Consider the following 17502-nt stretch of genomic DNA (forward strand, 5'->3'; position numbering starts at 1 on the left):
TATACACTTTATTTCTGGTCACGTAATGTTCGTAAAATACGTTTCATTTCTTCATCCAGTGGTGCATTCACACGTAAAAGTTCCCCTGTTTTCGGGTGTTCAAAACGAATAGAAAATGCGTGTAGAAACAAGCGTTTTAAGCCTATTTTACTCATTTGTTCATCAAATTGACTATCGCCATATTTATCATCTAATGCGATAGGATGACCTGCATATTGAGTATGTACACGAATTTGGTGGGTTCGTCCTGTGACAGGGAATGCTTTAACTAACGTTGCATTAGTATAGCGTTCTTCAACTGAAAAGCGTGTTTCAGAAGGTTTGCCTTGCTCACTGACTTTGACGATCCTCTCTCCACTTGATAATTCATTTTTCAGTAAAGGGGCTTTAATCACTTTACAATGCGACTGCCATTGTCCGCGAACTAAGGCTAAATAATCTTTTTGTATCGTTTTTTCGCGTAATTGTTCGTGTAGATGACGTAGAGTAGAACGTTTTTTAGCGACTAATAAGATACCAGAAGTATCACGATCTAAACGATGTACAAGCTCAAGAAAGCGTGCATTTGGGCGCAATGCACGTAATGCTTCAATAACACCAAAATTTAGCCCACTACCACCATGCACTGCAATACCAGAAGGTTTATTGAGGATTAACAAGACCTCATCTTCAAAAACAATGTGTTTTTCTAATTGACTGACTTTATTTAATTTATTGGAAATTGGTGCTTGTTCTTTTTCTGATATACGGACAGGTGGGATACGTACTACATCATTGGTTTGTAATTTATATTCTGGCTTAATACGACCCTTATTCACTCGTACTTCGCCTTTACGTAAAATGCGGTAGATTAAACTTTTAGGTACGCCTTTCAATTTGGTCAATAAATAGTTATCAATACGTTGTCCTGCTTCATCTTCGCTAATGGTGAGTTGTTTTACACTTTGATTGATAGTTTTTTCGTTTGTATTTTGGCGCATTTGACAGCTCTTTTTTGTGAAAATTGGGCGGATCATATCACATTTTGATATCCTTTGAATGATTAAAATTACCTTGATAAATAAGAGTGATAAGTACATAATAGTGTGTATTTTTACGTCATTAAAGTGACTTAAAAATGGAGCGTTATTATTAAGTGAATATAATGCAGCATGTGGCATAAGACATTAATAACTTAATGATTTTACATGTTAAAAATAGCATGAGTACTTGCGGGATCATTTTTTATAGGTCGATTCTGTTTTACGAAAAATGTGTTTTTTACTTCATTTGAGTAACGTAATCAATGCACCCAGCCGTTGACAGTCGAGAGATTGACATTCGGCAACAGACACGAGGTCGATTGCGAAGAAAAAGTGCGTTTATTTTTAATCAAGCAACAGAATTAAAGTTAAGAGAACGAATAATGAAAAGAATGTTAATTAATGCAACTCAGAAAGAAGAGTTGCGCGTTGCATTGGTGGATGGGCAGCGTTTATTTGACTTGGATATTGAAAGCCCAGGACATGAACAGAAGAAAGCAAACATTTACAAAGGTCGTATCACACGTGTTGAGCCAAGTCTGGAGGCTGCATTTGTCGATTATGGTGCGGAACGTCATGGTTTTTTACCATTAAAAGAAATTGCACGTGAGTATTTTCCTGCGGATTATGTTTATCAAGGACGTCCAAATATTCGAGATATTTTGAGCGAAGGGCAGGAAGTTATCGTTCAAGTAAACAAGGAAGAACGTGGTAATAAAGGAGCGGCATTAACGACTTTTGTTTCTTTAGCGGGCAGTTATTTAGTTATTATGCCAAATAACCCAAGAGCAGGGGGGATTTCACGCCGTATTGAGGGAGATGAGCGTTTAGAATTAAAAGAAGCATTAAGCTCATTAGATGTACCAGAAGACGTGGGATTAATCGTGCGTACCGCTGGAGTTGGTAAATCACCAGAAGAATTACAATGGGACTTAAAAGTGCTATTGCACCATTGGGAAGCAATTAAACAAGCATCAGAAAATCGTCCCGCGCCATTCTTGATTCATCAAGAAAGCGATGTGATTGTGCGTGCAATTCGTGATTATCTACGTCGTGATATTGGTGAAATCTTGATTGATAGTCCTAAAGTATATGAAAAAGCTAAAGCGCATATTAAGTTAGTACGCCCAGATTTTATTCATCGAGTTAAACTTTATCAAGGTGAAGTACCATTATTTAGTCACTATCAAATTGAGTCACAAATTGAATCTGCTTTCCAACGTGAAGTGCGTTTGCCTTCTGGTGGTTCTATTGTGATCGATGTAACGGAAGCGTTGACTGCAATTGATATTAACTCCTCTCGTTCCACTCGTGGTGGTGATATTGAAGAAACGGCTTTAAATACCAATCTTGAAGCCGCAGATGAAATTGCACGCCAATTACGCTTACGTGACTTAGGCGGCTTAATTGTTATTGATTTTATTGATATGACACCAGTCCGTCATCAACGTGAAGTTGAAAATAGAATTCGTGATGCGGTACGTCAAGATCGTGCTCGTATTCAAATTAGTCGTATTTCCCGTTTTGGCTTACTTGAAATGTCACGCCAACGTTTAAGTCCATCGTTAGGTGAGTCTTCACATCATGTTTGCCCACGTTGCCAAGGTACAGGAAAAATTCGTGATAATGAGTCACTTTCCTTGTCAATTTTACGCCTTATCGAAGAAGAAGCATTAAAAGAAAATACAAAACAAGTACATACTATTGTGCCTGTTGAGATCGCGTCTTACTTATTGAATGAAAAGCGTAAAGCGATTTACAGTATTGAAAAGCGTCATCAAGTAGATGTTATTGTTGTACCAAATGAAGCTATGGAAACACCGCACTTTGGTGTTTTCCGTGTTCGTGATAGTGAAGAAGTGAATGAACTTAGCTATAACTTAGTTAAATTACATCAAGATCAAGACGATCATTTTATACCTGAAGAATCTCTGGTTTCACGTAATACTGAAACAGCGGCAGTGACGAGTGAAAATGCGTTAGAGGGGGCAGCAGTTTCGATGGCAATTCCTGCGCCTGCACCAGTTCCAGAGAAGAAAGTTGATAACAAACCTTCTTTACTTGCACGTATCATTGCCAAAATTAAGGCGATGTTTGCGGATAAACCAGCAGAAGAAGAGAAATCTAAAAATAGCCGTAATAGGAACAATCGTAATCGTCGTAATCAAGAACGCCGTAATAATCGTCGTTCTCGTACAGAAAATGCAGAACGCGAAAATAACTCGAAACGTAATGATGAAATTGTTGAGGAAGTCGTTCGTCCACGTTCAGAACGCAATAATAAGCGTAATCGTAAAGCAAGTACAACGGAAAGTGCGGTTGTAAATGAGGCTATTTTAGAAAATGTCGTCGAAAATACGGAAGTGGAAAAAACTGAGCAACCAATCCAACAACGTCGTCAGCGTCGTGATTTACGTAAGAAAGTTCGTATTACAGATGAAGTTGTTACAGAAAAAGCGCCAATCACTACTTCTGAAGAGATATCGGTGGATGTGATTAAATTGACCGCTGAGTCTGATACGTCAGTACAAGCTGATGTTACGTTAGTTGAAACTGTTGTGGTAGAGGAAGTTGAACCTGAAAAACGTCGTGATAACGTTCGCCGTCGTTTACCGCGTCATTTACGAGCGAATAATCAGCGTCGCCGTCGTAATCATCAAGAAGGTAAATCACCAATGCCATTGTTTGCTGCTGTTGCTTCACCAGAGTTGGCTAGTGGTAAAGTGTGGATTGATTATAATCATGTTTTAGTCATTGCTAAAGAAAATCAATTTTTGTCAGTGGATGAATTGCTAGAGCAACAAAATCAACCAAAAGATGAAGTTGTAGCGACTATTCCTGCAACAGGTTTAGTTGTTGAGAGTAGTGAAAAATCATCAAAACCATTTAATGCATTTATGACTCAGCCTGCTAATGAATCTGTAGAGAAGAAAGTACAAGAGTCTTTACAACGTTTAGAAGCAGAGCAACCATTAGTTGAAATGACTGTGGTCGATACAAAAATTGATGGGCAGGTATCTACAGTTGAACGTATTGTTATTGAGCCTGTTGAATCAATTACTAAACTAGTTGATGTTGTTGTAGAACAAGTCGAGCAATTGAGTATTCCAGTAGATGATGTGCAAGTATTACCTGCAGAGGCAGACATAAAAATTATGCCAGATTCTGACCGCACTTTTAACTTTACTGGGCGCTTAGGAACAATTTCAGCTGTTGTACATACTAAAGCTGAAATGACTTTAGCTCAGGCAACAAGTGAGATTGAGCCTATGTCATCACAAATTGAGATTTGGGCTGAATCACGTTATTACTTCCATGGTAAAGGAGCAGCAGGACATCATAGTGCAATTAGCCATGTGTATGCGGTACCAACAAGGGCTGAAAGTCAAGCTTAAACAAGGTTTTTTACAGTTTCTGATTGAGATTGTAAGATGAAATGTACGAGTTGTTCTAAATTAGAGCAATTGAATAAAAATCTTAATTTAATTGCTTGACTTAGAACAACAAAATCCGTATTATTCACCTCGCTTAAATCATGGAGGAATGGTCGAGTGGTTGAAGGCACCGGTCTTGAAAACCGGCGAGGGTTTACGCCCTCCGTGAGTTCGAATCTCACTTCCTCCGCCATCAAATTTTAGAAAACCGTAAGTTGATAAAACTTACGGTTTTTTATTGTCGACTAAATTTACTTCCCTGAAAGTGGATTTTTACTGCTAAGTTAACGGCTAATTACTTTTCTCTCCAAATTGGTTTTATTACCGTAGGAGGATTACTTTTTGCGATGTCTGAATGTGTAATAAATAGTACAGTGTACTTTTAACGTACGGTTGTTTCTTTTTTCTATTCTAGAGAGGATAAAGTACGGTCTGCTATGCGTATTTTCCGCTTGTTACGTTCATCTTGTAGAGCGTGATAAGTAAGCTTGTTAAGCTACTTAGCACAGATTAGGTCTTTCATATAATGCTTTGGGTAGGTACTATCCAAGAATTAGATTTGATTTTGTTTAAATACCAAATATTCCTCTAATACTTCAATTGCCATGAGACATTTTTCACGACGTTGTTTAGTGAAGGCGATTTTTTGGACTAAATAAGCTTTTTCATTGTGATCTTGTGCCTTACGTTTTTCATCCTCTTGTTGAGTAATTTTTTCGTTCAACGCTTGGAGGGCGGCATAATATTTTTCTAAGCGCTCGCGAGGTGGCAGTTGATGAATGTTTTGTGCAATTTGTCTTGTTTGTTTTGTTGGCGTGGTTTTAATTGGAATTGGATTTAATGCATCAGAAAGTGCAGCGCATTGAGATAATAGTTTTTCTGCAAAAAAAATGGCTAGATTGAGATCATTTTCCGTTACACCAGCAAGGTGTCTTAGTGTTTGTTGTATTTCTTGATAATAAAATGAGAAAGATTGACCATTTTCACTAAATAACTGAGGATCAAATTTAGTCTGTAATTTTTGCTCAGTACGTTGAGCATATTGTGTATACAGTTGATTTACTTTGTTTGTTAAAGATTGAAGTAGTTCTGTTTTGGTCATCGCATTTTTACATGAAAAATCCTCCCCAAGAGGAGGATTGTTTGTTAGAGATACATAGCTGCTAACCAGCCAAAAATAATGAGTGGGATGTTGTAGTGGATAAATGTTGGTACCACAGAATCCCAAATATGATCATGTTTACCATCAGCATTTAAACCAGAAGTTGGTCCTAACGTAGAATCAGATGCTGGTGAACCGGCATCACCTAATGCGGCAGCTACTCCAATGATGGATACTGTAGCAAGTGGTGAAAAGCCTAGCGATATGCATAGTGGTACGTAAATTGACGCAATAATTGGTACGGTTGAGAATGAAGAGCCGATACCCATAGTGATAAATAAACCAACTAATAGCATTAAAAATGCGGCCAATCCCTTGCTGTCAGCACTTAAACCTTGGCTGAAAGTTTGTACTAGGCTGGTTACTCCGCCCGTTGTATTAATCACGTTGGCAAAGCCAGAAGCCGCAATCATGACGAAACCAATCATTGCCATTAAACGTAAGCCTTGTTGGAAAATATCATTACTTTCTTTCAGTTTGAAAATACCACATACAGCAAAAATAACTAAGCCTGCTAAACCACCGATAATAGTTGAGCTAGTAAACAGCTGTAATCCAAAAGTCACAATGATTGCAGCTAAGCTGGCTCCAACATGAAAGGGTTTGATATTGGCGATATGTGCTTCTATGTCAGCCGTACTGATTTCGCTGTGTGTGACGGCATATTCTCTTGGTTTACGATAGCTAATGAAAATGGCGGTAAGCAAGCCTAAAATCATACCAACAACAGGAACTGCCATTGCAAGTGATACTTCTGCAACAGAAGTCTGTAAACCTAGAGCTGCCCCAGCTTGGTTGATATTTTTGACTAATACACTCTCAATAAAGATTTTCCCGAAACCGACAGGTAATAACATATAAGTTGCCGTTAAACCAAATGTCAATACACAAGCCACTGCACGGCGATCAAGTTTTAATTTATTAAAGATTGCAAGTAGCGGTGGAATCACAATCGGAATGAATGCAATATGCACAGGTAATAAGTTTTGTGATGAAATAGCAAATAAAGCGAGTATAGCTAAAATAAAATATTTAAAACCTGCCATTGAGCGACTGGTTGGTGTATTGCCTAATCGTTTGATTACTTTATAAGCTAATAAATCTGTAATGCCTGACTTGGAAATTGCAACAGCGAAAGCACCTAAGATAGCATAGTTCATTGCAACTTCGGCACCACCACCAAGTCCATTAGTGAAGGTTTTAATTGTTTCGCTGATGCCAAGATTACCCGTTAAACCTGCTATTAATGCGGAAATAACCAGCGCAATGACTACGTTAATTCGCAACAGACTTAAAACAAGTAAAACGACAATAGAAATCACGACTGGATTTGTTATTAACATTGTGTTTGTCCTTTGGTTATTTTTTAGAAAGAATTTCTAAATTTACTAAAAAAAAATAATTTGTCTAGACTCGATTTAGCAAAATGGCAAAATTGATTTAGATTTTGCTAAAAAGAGCGGTCTGTTTTTAGAAAATTTTAAATTTGGTGTGGGAAGCCACCTAGACTTTTTAAGTGATTGACCATGTAGCAAAATAATTCGGCAGTACGTTCAGTATCATATAAAGCAGAATGTGCTTGTTTGCCATCAAAGGCAATTTTCGCAGTTTGGCATGCTTTTACTAATACAGTTTGCCCAAACATGAAACCGCTTAAGGTTGCGGTATCAAATAGTCCAAAAGGATGGAATGGGTTACGTTTTATACCAGTACGTTCAGCTGCTGCCATGAGGAAACTTTGGTCAAAGGCAGCATTGTGTGCAACAATAATTGCACGCTGGCATTCAGCTTCTTTTTGTCCTTTACGAACCATTCTAAATAATTCAGTGATAGCATGTGTTTCGCTGACAGCACCACGCAAAGGATCATGAATATCAATGCCATTGAATTGTAATGATTCTGGATTGATATTAGCACCTTCAAAAGGTTGAACATGGAAGTGGCATCGTTGATTTGGCATTAATAAACCATTTTCATCCATTTTTACTGTGATCGCAGCAAGCTCTAACAATGCATCTGTTTTAGCATTAAAGCCCGCAGTCTCGACATCAATAATTACCGGAAAATAACCGCGAAAACGATTTTTTAATAAATTATAATTAGTGGTTGATTCAGTTTGGATTTCTGTCACATTACTATCCTATATTCAAGTAAATAGCGTGGACAAAGCCACGCTATCAAAACTTTTCAAAAATTGACCGCACTTAAGCTTAGTTACCTAAGCCTGCTTGAGCACTCTTATTTTCAATAAATTCAATTTTATAACCATTAGGATCTTCAACAAAGGCAATCACTGTTTTACCACCTTTTACTGGACCTGGTTCACGTGTAATTTTACCTCCAGCATTACGAACAGCTTCACAAGTCGCATAAATATCATCTACACCAATTGCAATATGCCCATAAGCTGTGCCTAGCTCATATTCTGTTACGCCCCAGTTATAGGTTAATTCTAATACAGAAGCCTTGCTCTCATCGTCATAACCTAGAAATGCAAGTGTGTATTTGTATTCTTCATTTTCACTCGTGCGTAGTAAACGCATACCTAATACATCTTGATAAAATTTGATTGAGCGTGCTAAATCAGTTACACGCAACATTGTGTGTAGAATGCGCATAAATTACTCCAAATTTGTGTTAACTAGTTAAAAAGTATGTAAAGTCGTTGTCAAAATTGAGTAAGATTATGCCATAATCGAGGTGAAAAATCATTATATTCTCAAGAATAAGGAAAAACAGATGCAACAGACGACATTGTTTAATTTATCTTGGCAGAAGTATTTAGCGCTGTTATTTGCATTATTAAGTGCAGGTTTCTTTTCAAGTGGCGTAATTACCTGGATTGCTGCAAATTGGGATTATTTTTCTAAATTTCAAAAGCTTTATGGTATTCAAGCTTTATTTTTTATTACTGTAGGTCTAGGGTTATTTTTTTATTATCGGGAAGCGAAAAAAGCCAATAGTTCAGCGCTTTTTTCACTGATTTTTTCGTTTTTATCACTTGTCTTTCTTGGAGGTTTATTTGCATTAATTGGGCAAACATACCAAACTGGGGCAGATCCTTGGGAGTTATTTGCTATTTGGTCATTATGCCAAATTCCATTTTTGATTTTATTTCCTAATATCGCAAGCGCGTTGTTATTCGCTACCACGTCAAATACAGCATTGATTTTAGCGGACCACATTGTTGGTAACAATTTAGATAGTCTTCTCATTGGGCTTAATTTAATCTTATTGGTGCTGTATGAATATTTTGGTGAAAAGCTAAAAGATACAAATTGGCGAGTGCTGCCAAAATTATTAATGCTGAGTTTAGTAGGATCTTTTTTATCCTTAATGTTTCGCAGTAATGCTGTCATCATTTCTTGGTTAATTGTTGCGGGCTTAATTTATTACTATAAAGAGCGTCGTTTTGATTTCCTCAATTTAATCATTTTATTTATCTATGCCATTATCAGTTTCCATGTGAAATTATTAGTAGAATCAGGCAATGATTTTTTCTCAGGTATATTTCTAGTCACTATATTGGCTTTTGCTTCAACAATCGGTGGGATTATCATTCTAACCAAATGGTTTAAAGCACATAATCCAATAGCTAAAAAAGTAACATGGCATATTTATCCTTTATTTATTTTATTAATCTTATTTTGTACGGGATTATTTTTAGCGACAGCCATTTTTACGTTTGAGTTATTAGATGATGAGCATGAGTTAATTTATCTCAGTTTCACATTGCTTATCATTACTAGCATAATGCATTTTAGCCAAAAAGAAGAGAATGAGTTGCTTTATATTGCCATTGATATGTTGTCAGCGATTGGTTTGATTATTTATTTTATTTTCTTTTTGTTTGAAGCGAAATCAGAAGCTTATTTTGCCTTAATGCTGATTATTTCTGTTTTTTTCTATGTACTACGTACTGCAAATTGGTTGCGTTTTCTTATTAGTGCTCTAGTCATTATCGCATTTCTCCATTATTTAGGTTTTTTTGAATTTGGTTGGTACATCGATGAAGGGAATTTACCGAATCAATTTGTGTTATCAACGCGGCAATGGCTGATGATATTGGGATTAGCACTTTACTATTACTGTGCAATCAATAGTGAAAGTAAAAGTGGAATTATCCTATTGCCGATCGCTTGGTCTACATTATTAATCGGTTTGAGCTTACCAAACTTGGATATTCTCAAAAATTGGGAATTCTTTGAGCCAGTGGCAGAGTTACCTGACATTAAAAGTTTATTTGATTGGTTTGATATCATTACGGTTTATTTTTTTACTCATTTTAATCGCGATGTTTGGTTACTAAAGAGTTTAACTTTCTTACTTTCGATTACACCAATTATCTTTTTTCTTTTACTCAGTAGACGTTTTGCATTAAGCAAAAAATTACAGACGATCTTATTTTTTGCTATTGTGTTGCTATGTTTAAGTTTTATTGCCGCAAATGAGACATTAGCTTGCATTGCATTATTGTTATTAGCTTATTTAAGTGTAAGTCGTATTTTATTTGTAGTTGCTGTATTTGGTGTAGTGACAAATTTAGCCGCTTATTATTATTTACTGACTATACCATTATTATATAAATCTTTTTTATTGATGCTGTTAAGTATTATTTGGTTATGTTTTACGTTAATTTTAATACGCCACATAAAAAGCCAAGAAATGGTTGAAGAACGAGCTGAAAGTACGGTACCAAATCGTAAAACTTTGTTAATTAGAGTCATGTTGACAGCAATAACGGCATTAGCTATCGGTTTGACTACGAGTTATAGCATTCATAAATATGAAGATGTTTTAACTACTGGTGAATCTATTATTTTAAAAACAGCACCTGTTGATCCGCGTTCTTTAATGCAAGGGGATTACATGAGCTTGAATTATGAAATATTGCAAGATATTCGTAATGCATGGTATGAAGATCCTCCTGAAGGTGCCTCTTTTGTGTATGCGCTATTGAAACGTGATGAATTGGGGATAACTACGTTATGTCGTTTACAAAAAGATATACCCACAAACTTTGAAGGTTGTACACCAGATATTTATTTGCCAATTAACGTAGCACAATGGTGGCCTCGCTTACCAAGCCAAGATTACTTTTTCGCAGAAGGGAAAGGTGAATATTATGCTCAGGCTGAATATGCGGAATATCGTTTTAAAAATGGTAAAGCTTTGTTATTTCAATTGTTAGATAAAAATTTAAACCCATTATAAGCGGAAAGGCGGTTTTCATACCGCCTTTCTTTTGTCGCAAATTGTGTTATTTCACTGCAATCATAGAACCAAAATTGAAGCATTGGAACCATAATTCCACTTGATTGAATCCAACCGCCGTTAATCGAGTTTTGTGTGTCAGAATACTGTCTGTACGCATCACATTTTCAAGTGCAGTACGTTTTTGGCTTACTTCTAATTCGCTGTATCCATTAGCACGTTTAAATTGGTGGTGTAAATCAATCAGTAAATTATCAATTTTCTCATCTTCAAAGTGGAATTTTTCGGATAATACTAATACACCATTTGGATTTAAACCCTGATAAATTTTTTCTAATAGTGCGCAACGATCTTCAGGAGGCAAAAATTGGAGTGTGAAATTTAAGATTACCATTGAGGCATTTTCAATTTGAATATGACGAATATCATCGCAAAGAATGTCTACTGGTACGGTACTTTGGTAAGCATTAAGATGTTGGCGACAACGTTCTACCATTGGTAATGAGTTATCTACACCAATAATTTTAACGCCAGATTTGTCAATATGACGTCGTGCAGAAAGTGTAGCTGCACCGCGTGAACAGCCTAAATCATAGACATTACTATTAGCAGTGACAAAACGAGAAGCTAGCATGCCGATTGCAGTGATAATATTGGAATAACCTGGAATCGAGCGTTGAATCATATCTGGAAAAACTTCTGCTACACTTTCGTCAAAAGTGAAATCACCTAATTTAGCAATAGGCGCAGAAAAAAGCGTATCTTTAACCATAGTTTTTAAAATCCGATCAAAAGTGCGGTCATTTTAGAAGAAGTTTTATACTATCACAAATAAATTATTGGGTTTTAAACAAGTGGGTCATTGCGCTTTCTTCTTGCTTAATTCTGATGGCTAAAATTACTAAATAGATAGGTAAACCAATTATTGCTGTGTATTTAGCTTGACAAAATAGACACAAACCAATGAGTTCGGGAATAATGTTTAAGAAATAATTTGGGTGGCGTACATATTTGAATAAAAAAGAACGATTGATTTTATGCTCAGGCAAAATATAAATTTTAACAGTCCAAATTTCTTTTAATTCATGAATGACATAAAATAACATCACAATTGCAAATATAAGTATCGCTAATCCGATTTGGGATACTGTATTCAATGTGATGCCGTTATAATTAGCTTCACTAATTGCAGCGAGATAAAACAACACATGTACCATAGATAATATAGTTGAATTGCGTTTTCCGTATTGTATTGCGCCTTTTGCTATCAGTGCTTTTTCATTGCGAATAGAAATGGATAGACTATAAAAACGAATGGCTAAAATAAGTATAAAAGTGAGATTGATAAATAACATACTGTCATCCTTAACTAGATTAAACTCCTATGAAGTGAGTCAATATAACAAAAATGAGTAGAAGGTGCATTAAAAGTCTGCAAATTTAATCGAAACCAAGCTTAGTTTTACTTATTTTTTCGCCATTTCTCCTACAGAAATAATCTTTTTCTCTCCGCTCATTTTCCGCTATAATTGTTGCAATTTTTTCTCATGATTTATAAGACAAAGGATTTTTGAAATGATGCGTACACATTATTGCGGTAGCTTGAACCGTAGCAATATTAGTCAAGAAGTGACATTAAGTGGATGGGTTCATCGTCGCCGTGATTTAGGTGGATTAATTTTTATCGATATGCGTGATCGTGAAGGTATTGTGCAGGTTTGTTTTGACCCTAAATATCAAGAAGCATTGAGTCTAGCGGCAAGTTTGCGTAATGAGTACTGTATTCAAATTAAAGGGGAAGTGATTGCCCGTCCAGATAATCAGATCAATAAGAATATGGCAACAGGTGAAGTAGAAGTATTAGCAAAATCGCTTTTTATTTATAATAGCTCAGAGCCATTACCTTTAGACTTTAACCAAAATAATACCGAAGAGCAGCGTTTGAAATATCGTTATTTGGATTTACGTCGCCCAGAAATGGCACAACGTTTAAAAACACGCGCAAAAATTACCAGTTTTGTTCGCCGTTTTATGGATGAGCATGGCTTTTTGGATATTGAAACGCCAATGTTAACTAAAGCAACGCCAGAAGGTGCACGTGACTATTTAGTCCCTAGTCGTGTACATAAAGGTAAATTTTATGCCTTACCTCAATCTCCACAATTGTTTAAGCAATTGCTAATGATGTCAGGCTTTGATCGTTATTACCAAATTGTGAAATGCTTCCGTGATGAAGATTTACGTGCAGAGCGCCAACCTGAATTTACCCAAATCGATGTAGAAACCTCTTTTTTAACCGCACCAGAAGTACGCGAAATCATGGAGAAAATGATTCATGGTTTGTGGTTAGATACTATTGGGGTTGATTTAGGTAAATTTCCAATCATGACTTTTTCTGAAGCAATGCGTCGTTTTGGTTCTGATAAACCTGATTTACGTAATCCATTAGAAATGGTGGATGTCGCAGATTTATTGCAAGACGTTGAGTTTAACGTATTCAATGGACCAGCTAATGATCCAAATGGTCGTATTGCTGCGATTAGAGTGCCAAATGGTGTTGAAATTACGCGTAAACAAATTGATGAGTATACTCAATTCGTGAGTATTTATGGTGCGAAAGGCTTAGCATGGCTGAAAGTGAATGATTTATCAGCTGGCATGGGAGGTGTGCAAAGTCCAATTGCTAAGTTTTTGTCTGAAGATGTGTTAAATGCAATTTTAGTGCGCGTCCAAGCGCAAAATGGAGATATTTTATTCTTCGGTGCTGATAACTATAAAGTCACTACAGATGCGATGGGAGCATTACGTTTGAAATTAGGTCGTGATCTAGGCTTGACTAAATTAGAGGAATGGCAACCATTATGGGTTATTGATTTCCCTATGTTTGAGCGTGATGATGAAGGTGGTTTGGCTGCAATGCACCATCCATTTACATCACCAAAAGATTTTAGTCCAGCACAACTAGAAGCAAATCCAACTCGTGCTGTAGCAAATGCTTATGACATGGTTATTAATGGTTATGAGGTCGGTGGCGGTTCTGTTCGTATTTTTGATCCTAATATGCAACAAGCAGTATTTCGTATTTTAGGTATTAATGAGGAAGAGCAGCGTGAGAAGTTTGGTTTCTTACTTGATGCATTAAAATTTGGTACACCGCCACATGCAGGTTTAGCATTTGGTTTAGATCGCTTAACTATGCTGTTAACAGGTACGGAAAATATTCGTGATGTGATCGCTTTTCCGAAAACAACGGCAGCGGCGTGCTTAATGACAGATGCACCAAGCTTTGCTAATCCACAGGCACTTAATGAATTAGCTGTACAAGTTATTAAAGCAGAGCAATAGATTTAAAGTGCGGTCAATTTTGACTGCACTTTTAAAGCGTACTGGTCAGATAAATAACATTTTTATGCTTTATCGGGTTTTTTAGGGATTCCATAAGATATTAGAGGGTGAAAATAATTTAAGGGATATTTTATGCGTAAAAGTATCTTATTGTTTATCACAGTTTTATTAAGTGCTTGTTTTGATAAGTTACCATTTGTCCATAAAGGCTCTCCTACTACTAATCAAGTTGTGGCGATCCAATCTGATTTTCATATTTTAGCACAACGTCTTCAATGTATTCATGCTGCGATTGAAGACGATTTAATCGAGGAGCATTGTGCAAGTTTAAGCTTGATCTCGCAAAAGACAAATTTAGAGTGGCTGAATCAGTTCTTAGATAGTCTCACATTAAGTGTATTAACTGAAACCAAATCATCTGAACAAGGTATCGAACAATTAGTACAGAAATGGTTCAACGATGTGTTACCTGAGTTGGAAATTAATCAAGGCTGGGACTATACGCGTGAAATTCATTTTATTGGACAACGTGGACGTTTAGCCACATTTTCTGTAATAACTAGTTATTACACAGGTGGTGCTTATGGTATGTATGATACTCAGTTTTTAAATATTGATTTAATAGATAAAGTTATCTATCAGCTGGATGACTTACTTATTTCATCAGATAAACTGCCAGCATTGACAAAATTATTACGCGATAAAAATATGATTCGTCTAAATGAATTAGGCATCACTGAAAATAGAGAGAATGATGAGTTACAAGCAACAAATAACTTTGTTTTTACTATTAATGGATTAGTTTTCCGTTATCCAGTTTATGCATTAGGTTCTTATGCAGAAGGGGAAATTGATTTAGTGTTACCTTACTCTCAATTAAAAGGCATTGTTAAGCCAGAATTATTACATTGATGCTATCGAAATGTATAAAAATCCAAATAGTGTTTTAGTTGTTGTTTATTGCCAAGCTTCACGCCGTGTATTAATGTTACAGCGTCAGGATGATCCGACATTTTGGCAATCAGTAACAGGCTCTTTAGAACCAGATGAATTGCCAATGCAAGCGGCACTTAGAGAAATAAAAGAAGAAATTGGTATTGATGTGATTGCTGAGGGGCTTTCCCTTTTTGATTGTAATGAGTGGGTAGAGTTTGAAATATTTCCACATTTTCGTTATAAATACGCACCGAATATTACACATAGTATTGAACATTGGTTCTTATTAGCTTTACCTAACGAAAGAATACCAGTATTAACAGAACACACAGCGTTTCAATGGCTTTCTATATCTGAAGCTACTAAATTGACAAAGTCATGGAATAATAGTGCTTTGATTGAGAAATATTTATTCAAATTAAGTGCAAACAATATGTGATAAGAATCATTGTACTTATTTTATTAAACTTTAAGAGGAAAATTAAAAATGGCAGGCCATAGTAAGTGGGCAAATATTAAGCATCGTAAGGCAGCGCAAGATGCGCAACGTGGTAAAATTTTTACAAAATTAATTCGTGAGTTAGTCACCGCAGCGAAATTAGGTGGCGGTGATGTTGGTGCTAATCCTCGTTTGCGTACGGCGGTAGATAAAGCCTTATCGAGTAATATGACGCGTGATACGATTAATCGAGCCATTGAGCGTGGTGTTGGTGGCGGTGATGATACCAATATGGAAACTAAAATTTATGAAGGTTATGGCCCCGGCGGTACAGCAGTAATGGTTGAGTGTTTAAGTGACAATGCGAATCGTACAATCTCACAGGTTCGACCAAGTTTTACTAAATGTGGTGGTAATTTGGGTACTGAAGGTTCAGTTGGCTACTTATTTAGTAAAAAAGGATTGATTTTAATTAGTTCTGGTGATGAAGACCGTATTATGGAAGCTGCAATTGATGCTGGTGCTGATGATGTTCAGCTACAAGAAGATGGTAGCTTTGAAGTGTATACGGCATGGGAAGAATTAGGTGTGGTTCGTGATGCGATTGAATCTACCGGAATTAAAATTGTTAATGCTGAAGTGACAATGATTCCATCGACAACAGTTGAATTAGATGCGGAAAACGCCCCTAAGCTATTAAAGCTTATTGATATGCTAGAAGACTGCGATGATGTACAAAATGTATATCATAATGGTGAAATTAGCGATGAAGTTGCAGCAATGTTATAAATTTTGTATTAAATAAGAACTTATTTAATACGATTTTGTCGAAAAGATGCATAAATTATGCATTCAATCATTCATTTTAGGAGAATTTATGAAATTAACTAAACTTTTTGCAAGCTTAATGGTTGTTGGTGCATTAACAGCTTGCTCTCAAAATATGAGTTCAGATATGAAAATGGCAGAGAAAAAAGCGATGGAAATGAAAGCTTCTGAACCTGCTTTTGAGACTGCAGCATATTTTTGTGATGTAAGAGGCAAGAAAAATCAAGTGGTTTCTGTAACCTATGCTTTTGTTGGCGGAAAAGCAGACAGTGCAACAGTGAGTATTAACCGTAAAGTTGTGGGACATGAAATGAAACTTGATAGCTCATATCAAGATGGTTTTCGTTTCGTTGAAGGCGAAAAAGTTTGGTCATTAGATTATGGCTTTGCAGCTGAGACGGTAGGGACAACCGTACCAGTCATGTTCACTGACAACAACAAAATTTTAGCGAAAAATTGTCGTATCGCAAAATAAGTAGCAGTGATAGAGAGATAAAATAGAATGGGTTTACAGTAAAATGTAGATCCATTTATTTTTTGGGGAATCGGATGGCAATTATTTTAGGGATTGATCCCGGCTCGCGAGTGACAGGTTATGGTGTAATTCGTCAAACAGGAAAGCAATTAGAATATCTAGGAAGTGGTGTAATTCGTACTTCTGTGCAAGATTTACCGACACGTTTGAAGCGTATTTATAGCGGAGTAAGTGAAATTATTACTCAATTTCAACCAGAAATGTTTGCTATAGAAGACGTTTTTTTAGCTAAGAATGCTAATTCAGCATTGAAGTTAGGACAAGCACGTGGTGCTGCAATTGTTGCAGCCGTAAACCAAGATTTACCTGTTTTTGAATATGCAGCACGTTTAGTGAAACAAACTGTCGTGGGCATCGGTTCAGCAGATAAAATTCAAGTACAAGATATGGTGACGCGTATTTTAATGCTCTCAGAAAAGCCACAAGTGGATGCCGCTGATGCGCTAGCTATTGCAATTACACATGCACATTCGATGCAACATTCTTTGCATGTGGAAAGTGCTATACCAATTACTCAAACTCAGCAAAAATCGACCGCACTTTTACGTACAAGATATAGTCGCGGACGATTTCGCTTAAAAATTTAA

The 17502-nt window shown here is 36.4% G+C and carries 15 protein-coding genes and 1 tRNA gene; 9 read left to right on the top strand and 7 right to left on the bottom strand.

The window, feature by feature from the left end:
• Window positions 1-8 precede the first annotated feature (8 nt).
• Window positions 9-980, bottom strand: coding sequence for a 23S rRNA pseudouridine(955/2504/2580) synthase RluC (gene rluC, locus C0975_RS09085; protein ID WP_101776065.1), 972 nt, complete (start codon window positions 978-980; stop codon window positions 9-11).
• A 425-nt stretch (window positions 981-1405) separates the two neighbouring features.
• Between rluC and rne the strand changes: the two genes are divergently transcribed.
• Together rne and C0975_RS09095 are read left to right on the top strand one after the other, a co-directional pair.
• Window positions 1406-4417, top strand: coding sequence for a ribonuclease E (rne, locus tag C0975_RS09090; protein ID WP_101776066.1), 3012 nt, complete (start codon window positions 1406-1408; stop codon window positions 4415-4417).
• Between the two features lie 142 nt (window positions 4418-4559).
• Window positions 4560-4649: transfer RNA gene (locus C0975_RS09095), tRNA-Ser, on the top strand.
• A gap of 360 nt (window positions 4650-5009) precedes the next feature.
• Here C0975_RS09095 and priC read toward each other — a convergent pair.
• From priC to gloA, 4 genes are all read right to left on the bottom strand, one after another.
• Entirely contained in the window at window positions 5010-5558 is a 549-nt protein-coding gene (gene priC / locus C0975_RS09100) for a primosomal replication protein PriC (RefSeq protein ID WP_101776067.1), read from the bottom strand.
• A gap of 44 nt (window positions 5559-5602) precedes the next feature.
• On the bottom strand, window positions 5603-6961 hold the full coding sequence (locus C0975_RS09105; RefSeq protein WP_101776068.1) for a Na+/H+ antiporter family protein: 1359 nt from the start codon (window positions 6959-6961) through the stop codon (window positions 5603-5605).
• A gap of 137 nt (window positions 6962-7098) precedes the next feature.
• Complete coding sequence (rnt, locus tag C0975_RS09110) at window positions 7099-7749, bottom strand: ribonuclease T (RefSeq protein WP_101776069.1); 651 nt, start codon at window positions 7747-7749, stop codon at window positions 7099-7101.
• A gap of 79 nt (window positions 7750-7828) precedes the next feature.
• Entirely contained in the window at window positions 7829-8236 is a 408-nt protein-coding gene (gene gloA, locus C0975_RS09115; RefSeq protein ID WP_101776070.1) for a lactoylglutathione lyase, read from the bottom strand.
• Window positions 8237-8357: 121 nt separating this feature from the next.
• Between gloA and C0975_RS09120 the strand changes: the two genes are divergently transcribed.
• Entirely contained in the window at window positions 8358-10832 is a 2475-nt protein-coding gene (locus C0975_RS09120; protein WP_101776071.1) for a GDYXXLXY domain-containing protein, read from the top strand.
• A 46-nt stretch (window positions 10833-10878) separates the two neighbouring features.
• Here the strand turns inward: C0975_RS09120 and cmoA are convergent, their stop codons facing one another.
• Both cmoA and C0975_RS09130 read right to left on the bottom strand, forming a co-directional pair.
• Window positions 10879-11604, bottom strand: coding sequence for a carboxy-S-adenosyl-L-methionine synthase CmoA (cmoA, locus tag C0975_RS09125; protein ID WP_101776072.1), 726 nt, complete (start codon window positions 11602-11604; stop codon window positions 10879-10881).
• A 64-nt stretch (window positions 11605-11668) separates the two neighbouring features.
• Window positions 11669-12187 (bottom strand): isoprenylcysteine carboxyl methyltransferase family protein, encoded by a 519-nt coding sequence (locus C0975_RS09130; protein ID WP_101776073.1) that lies wholly within the window; start codon window positions 12185-12187, stop codon window positions 11669-11671.
• A 220-nt stretch (window positions 12188-12407) separates the two neighbouring features.
• On the opposite strand from C0975_RS09130, the gene aspS reads away from it, so the two are divergent.
• The 6 genes from aspS to ruvC all read left to right on the top strand — a co-directional run bounded on the left by aspS (window position 12408) and on the right by ruvC (window position 17502).
• Window positions 12408-14177, top strand: coding sequence for an aspartate--tRNA ligase (gene aspS, locus C0975_RS09135; RefSeq protein ID WP_101776074.1), 1770 nt, complete (start codon window positions 12408-12410; stop codon window positions 14175-14177).
• Between the two features lie 132 nt (window positions 14178-14309).
• Window positions 14310-15089, top strand: coding sequence for an RsiV family protein (locus tag C0975_RS09140; protein WP_101776075.1), 780 nt, complete (start codon window positions 14310-14312; stop codon window positions 15087-15089).
• Between the two features lie 10 nt (window positions 15090-15099).
• Complete coding sequence (gene nudB / locus C0975_RS09145; protein WP_101776154.1) at window positions 15100-15552, top strand: dihydroneopterin triphosphate diphosphatase; 453 nt, start codon at window positions 15100-15102, stop codon at window positions 15550-15552.
• A gap of 48 nt (window positions 15553-15600) precedes the next feature.
• Window positions 15601-16341, top strand: coding sequence for a YebC/PmpR family DNA-binding transcriptional regulator (locus C0975_RS09150; RefSeq protein ID WP_101776076.1), 741 nt, complete (start codon window positions 15601-15603; stop codon window positions 16339-16341).
• Between the two features lie 88 nt (window positions 16342-16429).
• Complete coding sequence (locus tag C0975_RS09155) at window positions 16430-16855, top strand: hypothetical protein (protein WP_101776077.1); 426 nt, start codon at window positions 16430-16432, stop codon at window positions 16853-16855.
• Window positions 16856-16929: 74 nt separating this feature from the next.
• Entirely contained in the window at window positions 16930-17502 is a 573-nt protein-coding gene (gene ruvC / locus C0975_RS09160) for a crossover junction endodeoxyribonuclease RuvC (protein ID WP_101776078.1), read from the top strand.

This window comes from Pasteurella oralis (assembly GCF_002850605.1).
Taxonomy (GTDB): Bacteria; Pseudomonadota; Gammaproteobacteria; order Enterobacterales; family Pasteurellaceae; genus Pasteurella; species Pasteurella oralis.

What these genes read in the sequence shown, in the direction of transcription:
- rluC (WP_101776065.1), bottom strand. Translation starts at nt 980, where the DNA reads ATGCGCCAAAATACAAACGAAAAAACTATCAATCAAAGTGTAAAACAA.
- rne (WP_101776066.1), top strand. Translation starts at nt 1,406, where the DNA reads ATGAAAAGAATGTTAATTAATGCAACTCAGAAAGAAGAGTTGCGCGTT.
- priC (WP_101776067.1), bottom strand. Translation starts at nt 5,558, where the DNA reads ATGACCAAAACAGAACTACTTCAATCTTTAACAAACAAAGTAAATCAA.
- C0975_RS09105 (WP_101776068.1), bottom strand. Translation starts at nt 6,961, where the DNA reads ATGTTAATAACAAATCCAGTCGTGATTTCTATTGTCGTTTTACTTGTT.
- gloA (WP_101776070.1), bottom strand. Translation starts at nt 8,236, where the DNA reads ATGCGCATTCTACACACAATGTTGCGTGTAACTGATTTAGCACGCTCA.
- C0975_RS09120 (WP_101776071.1), top strand. Translation starts at nt 8,358, where the DNA reads ATGCAACAGACGACATTGTTTAATTTATCTTGGCAGAAGTATTTAGCG.
- cmoA (WP_101776072.1), bottom strand. Translation starts at nt 11,604, where the DNA reads ATGGTTAAAGATACGCTTTTTTCTGCGCCTATTGCTAAATTAGGTGAT.
- C0975_RS09130 (WP_101776073.1), bottom strand. Translation starts at nt 12,187, where the DNA reads ATGTTATTTATCAATCTCACTTTTATACTTATTTTAGCCATTCGTTTT.
- aspS (WP_101776074.1), top strand. Translation starts at nt 12,408, where the DNA reads ATGATGCGTACACATTATTGCGGTAGCTTGAACCGTAGCAATATTAGT.
- C0975_RS09140 (WP_101776075.1), top strand. Translation starts at nt 14,310, where the DNA reads ATGCGTAAAAGTATCTTATTGTTTATCACAGTTTTATTAAGTGCTTGT.
- nudB (WP_101776154.1), top strand. Translation starts at nt 15,100, where the DNA reads ATGTATAAAAATCCAAATAGTGTTTTAGTTGTTGTTTATTGCCAAGCT.
- C0975_RS09150 (WP_101776076.1), top strand. Translation starts at nt 15,601, where the DNA reads ATGGCAGGCCATAGTAAGTGGGCAAATATTAAGCATCGTAAGGCAGCG.
- C0975_RS09155 (WP_101776077.1), top strand. Translation starts at nt 16,430, where the DNA reads ATGAAATTAACTAAACTTTTTGCAAGCTTAATGGTTGTTGGTGCATTA.
- ruvC (WP_101776078.1), top strand. Translation starts at nt 16,930, where the DNA reads ATGGCAATTATTTTAGGGATTGATCCCGGCTCGCGAGTGACAGGTTAT.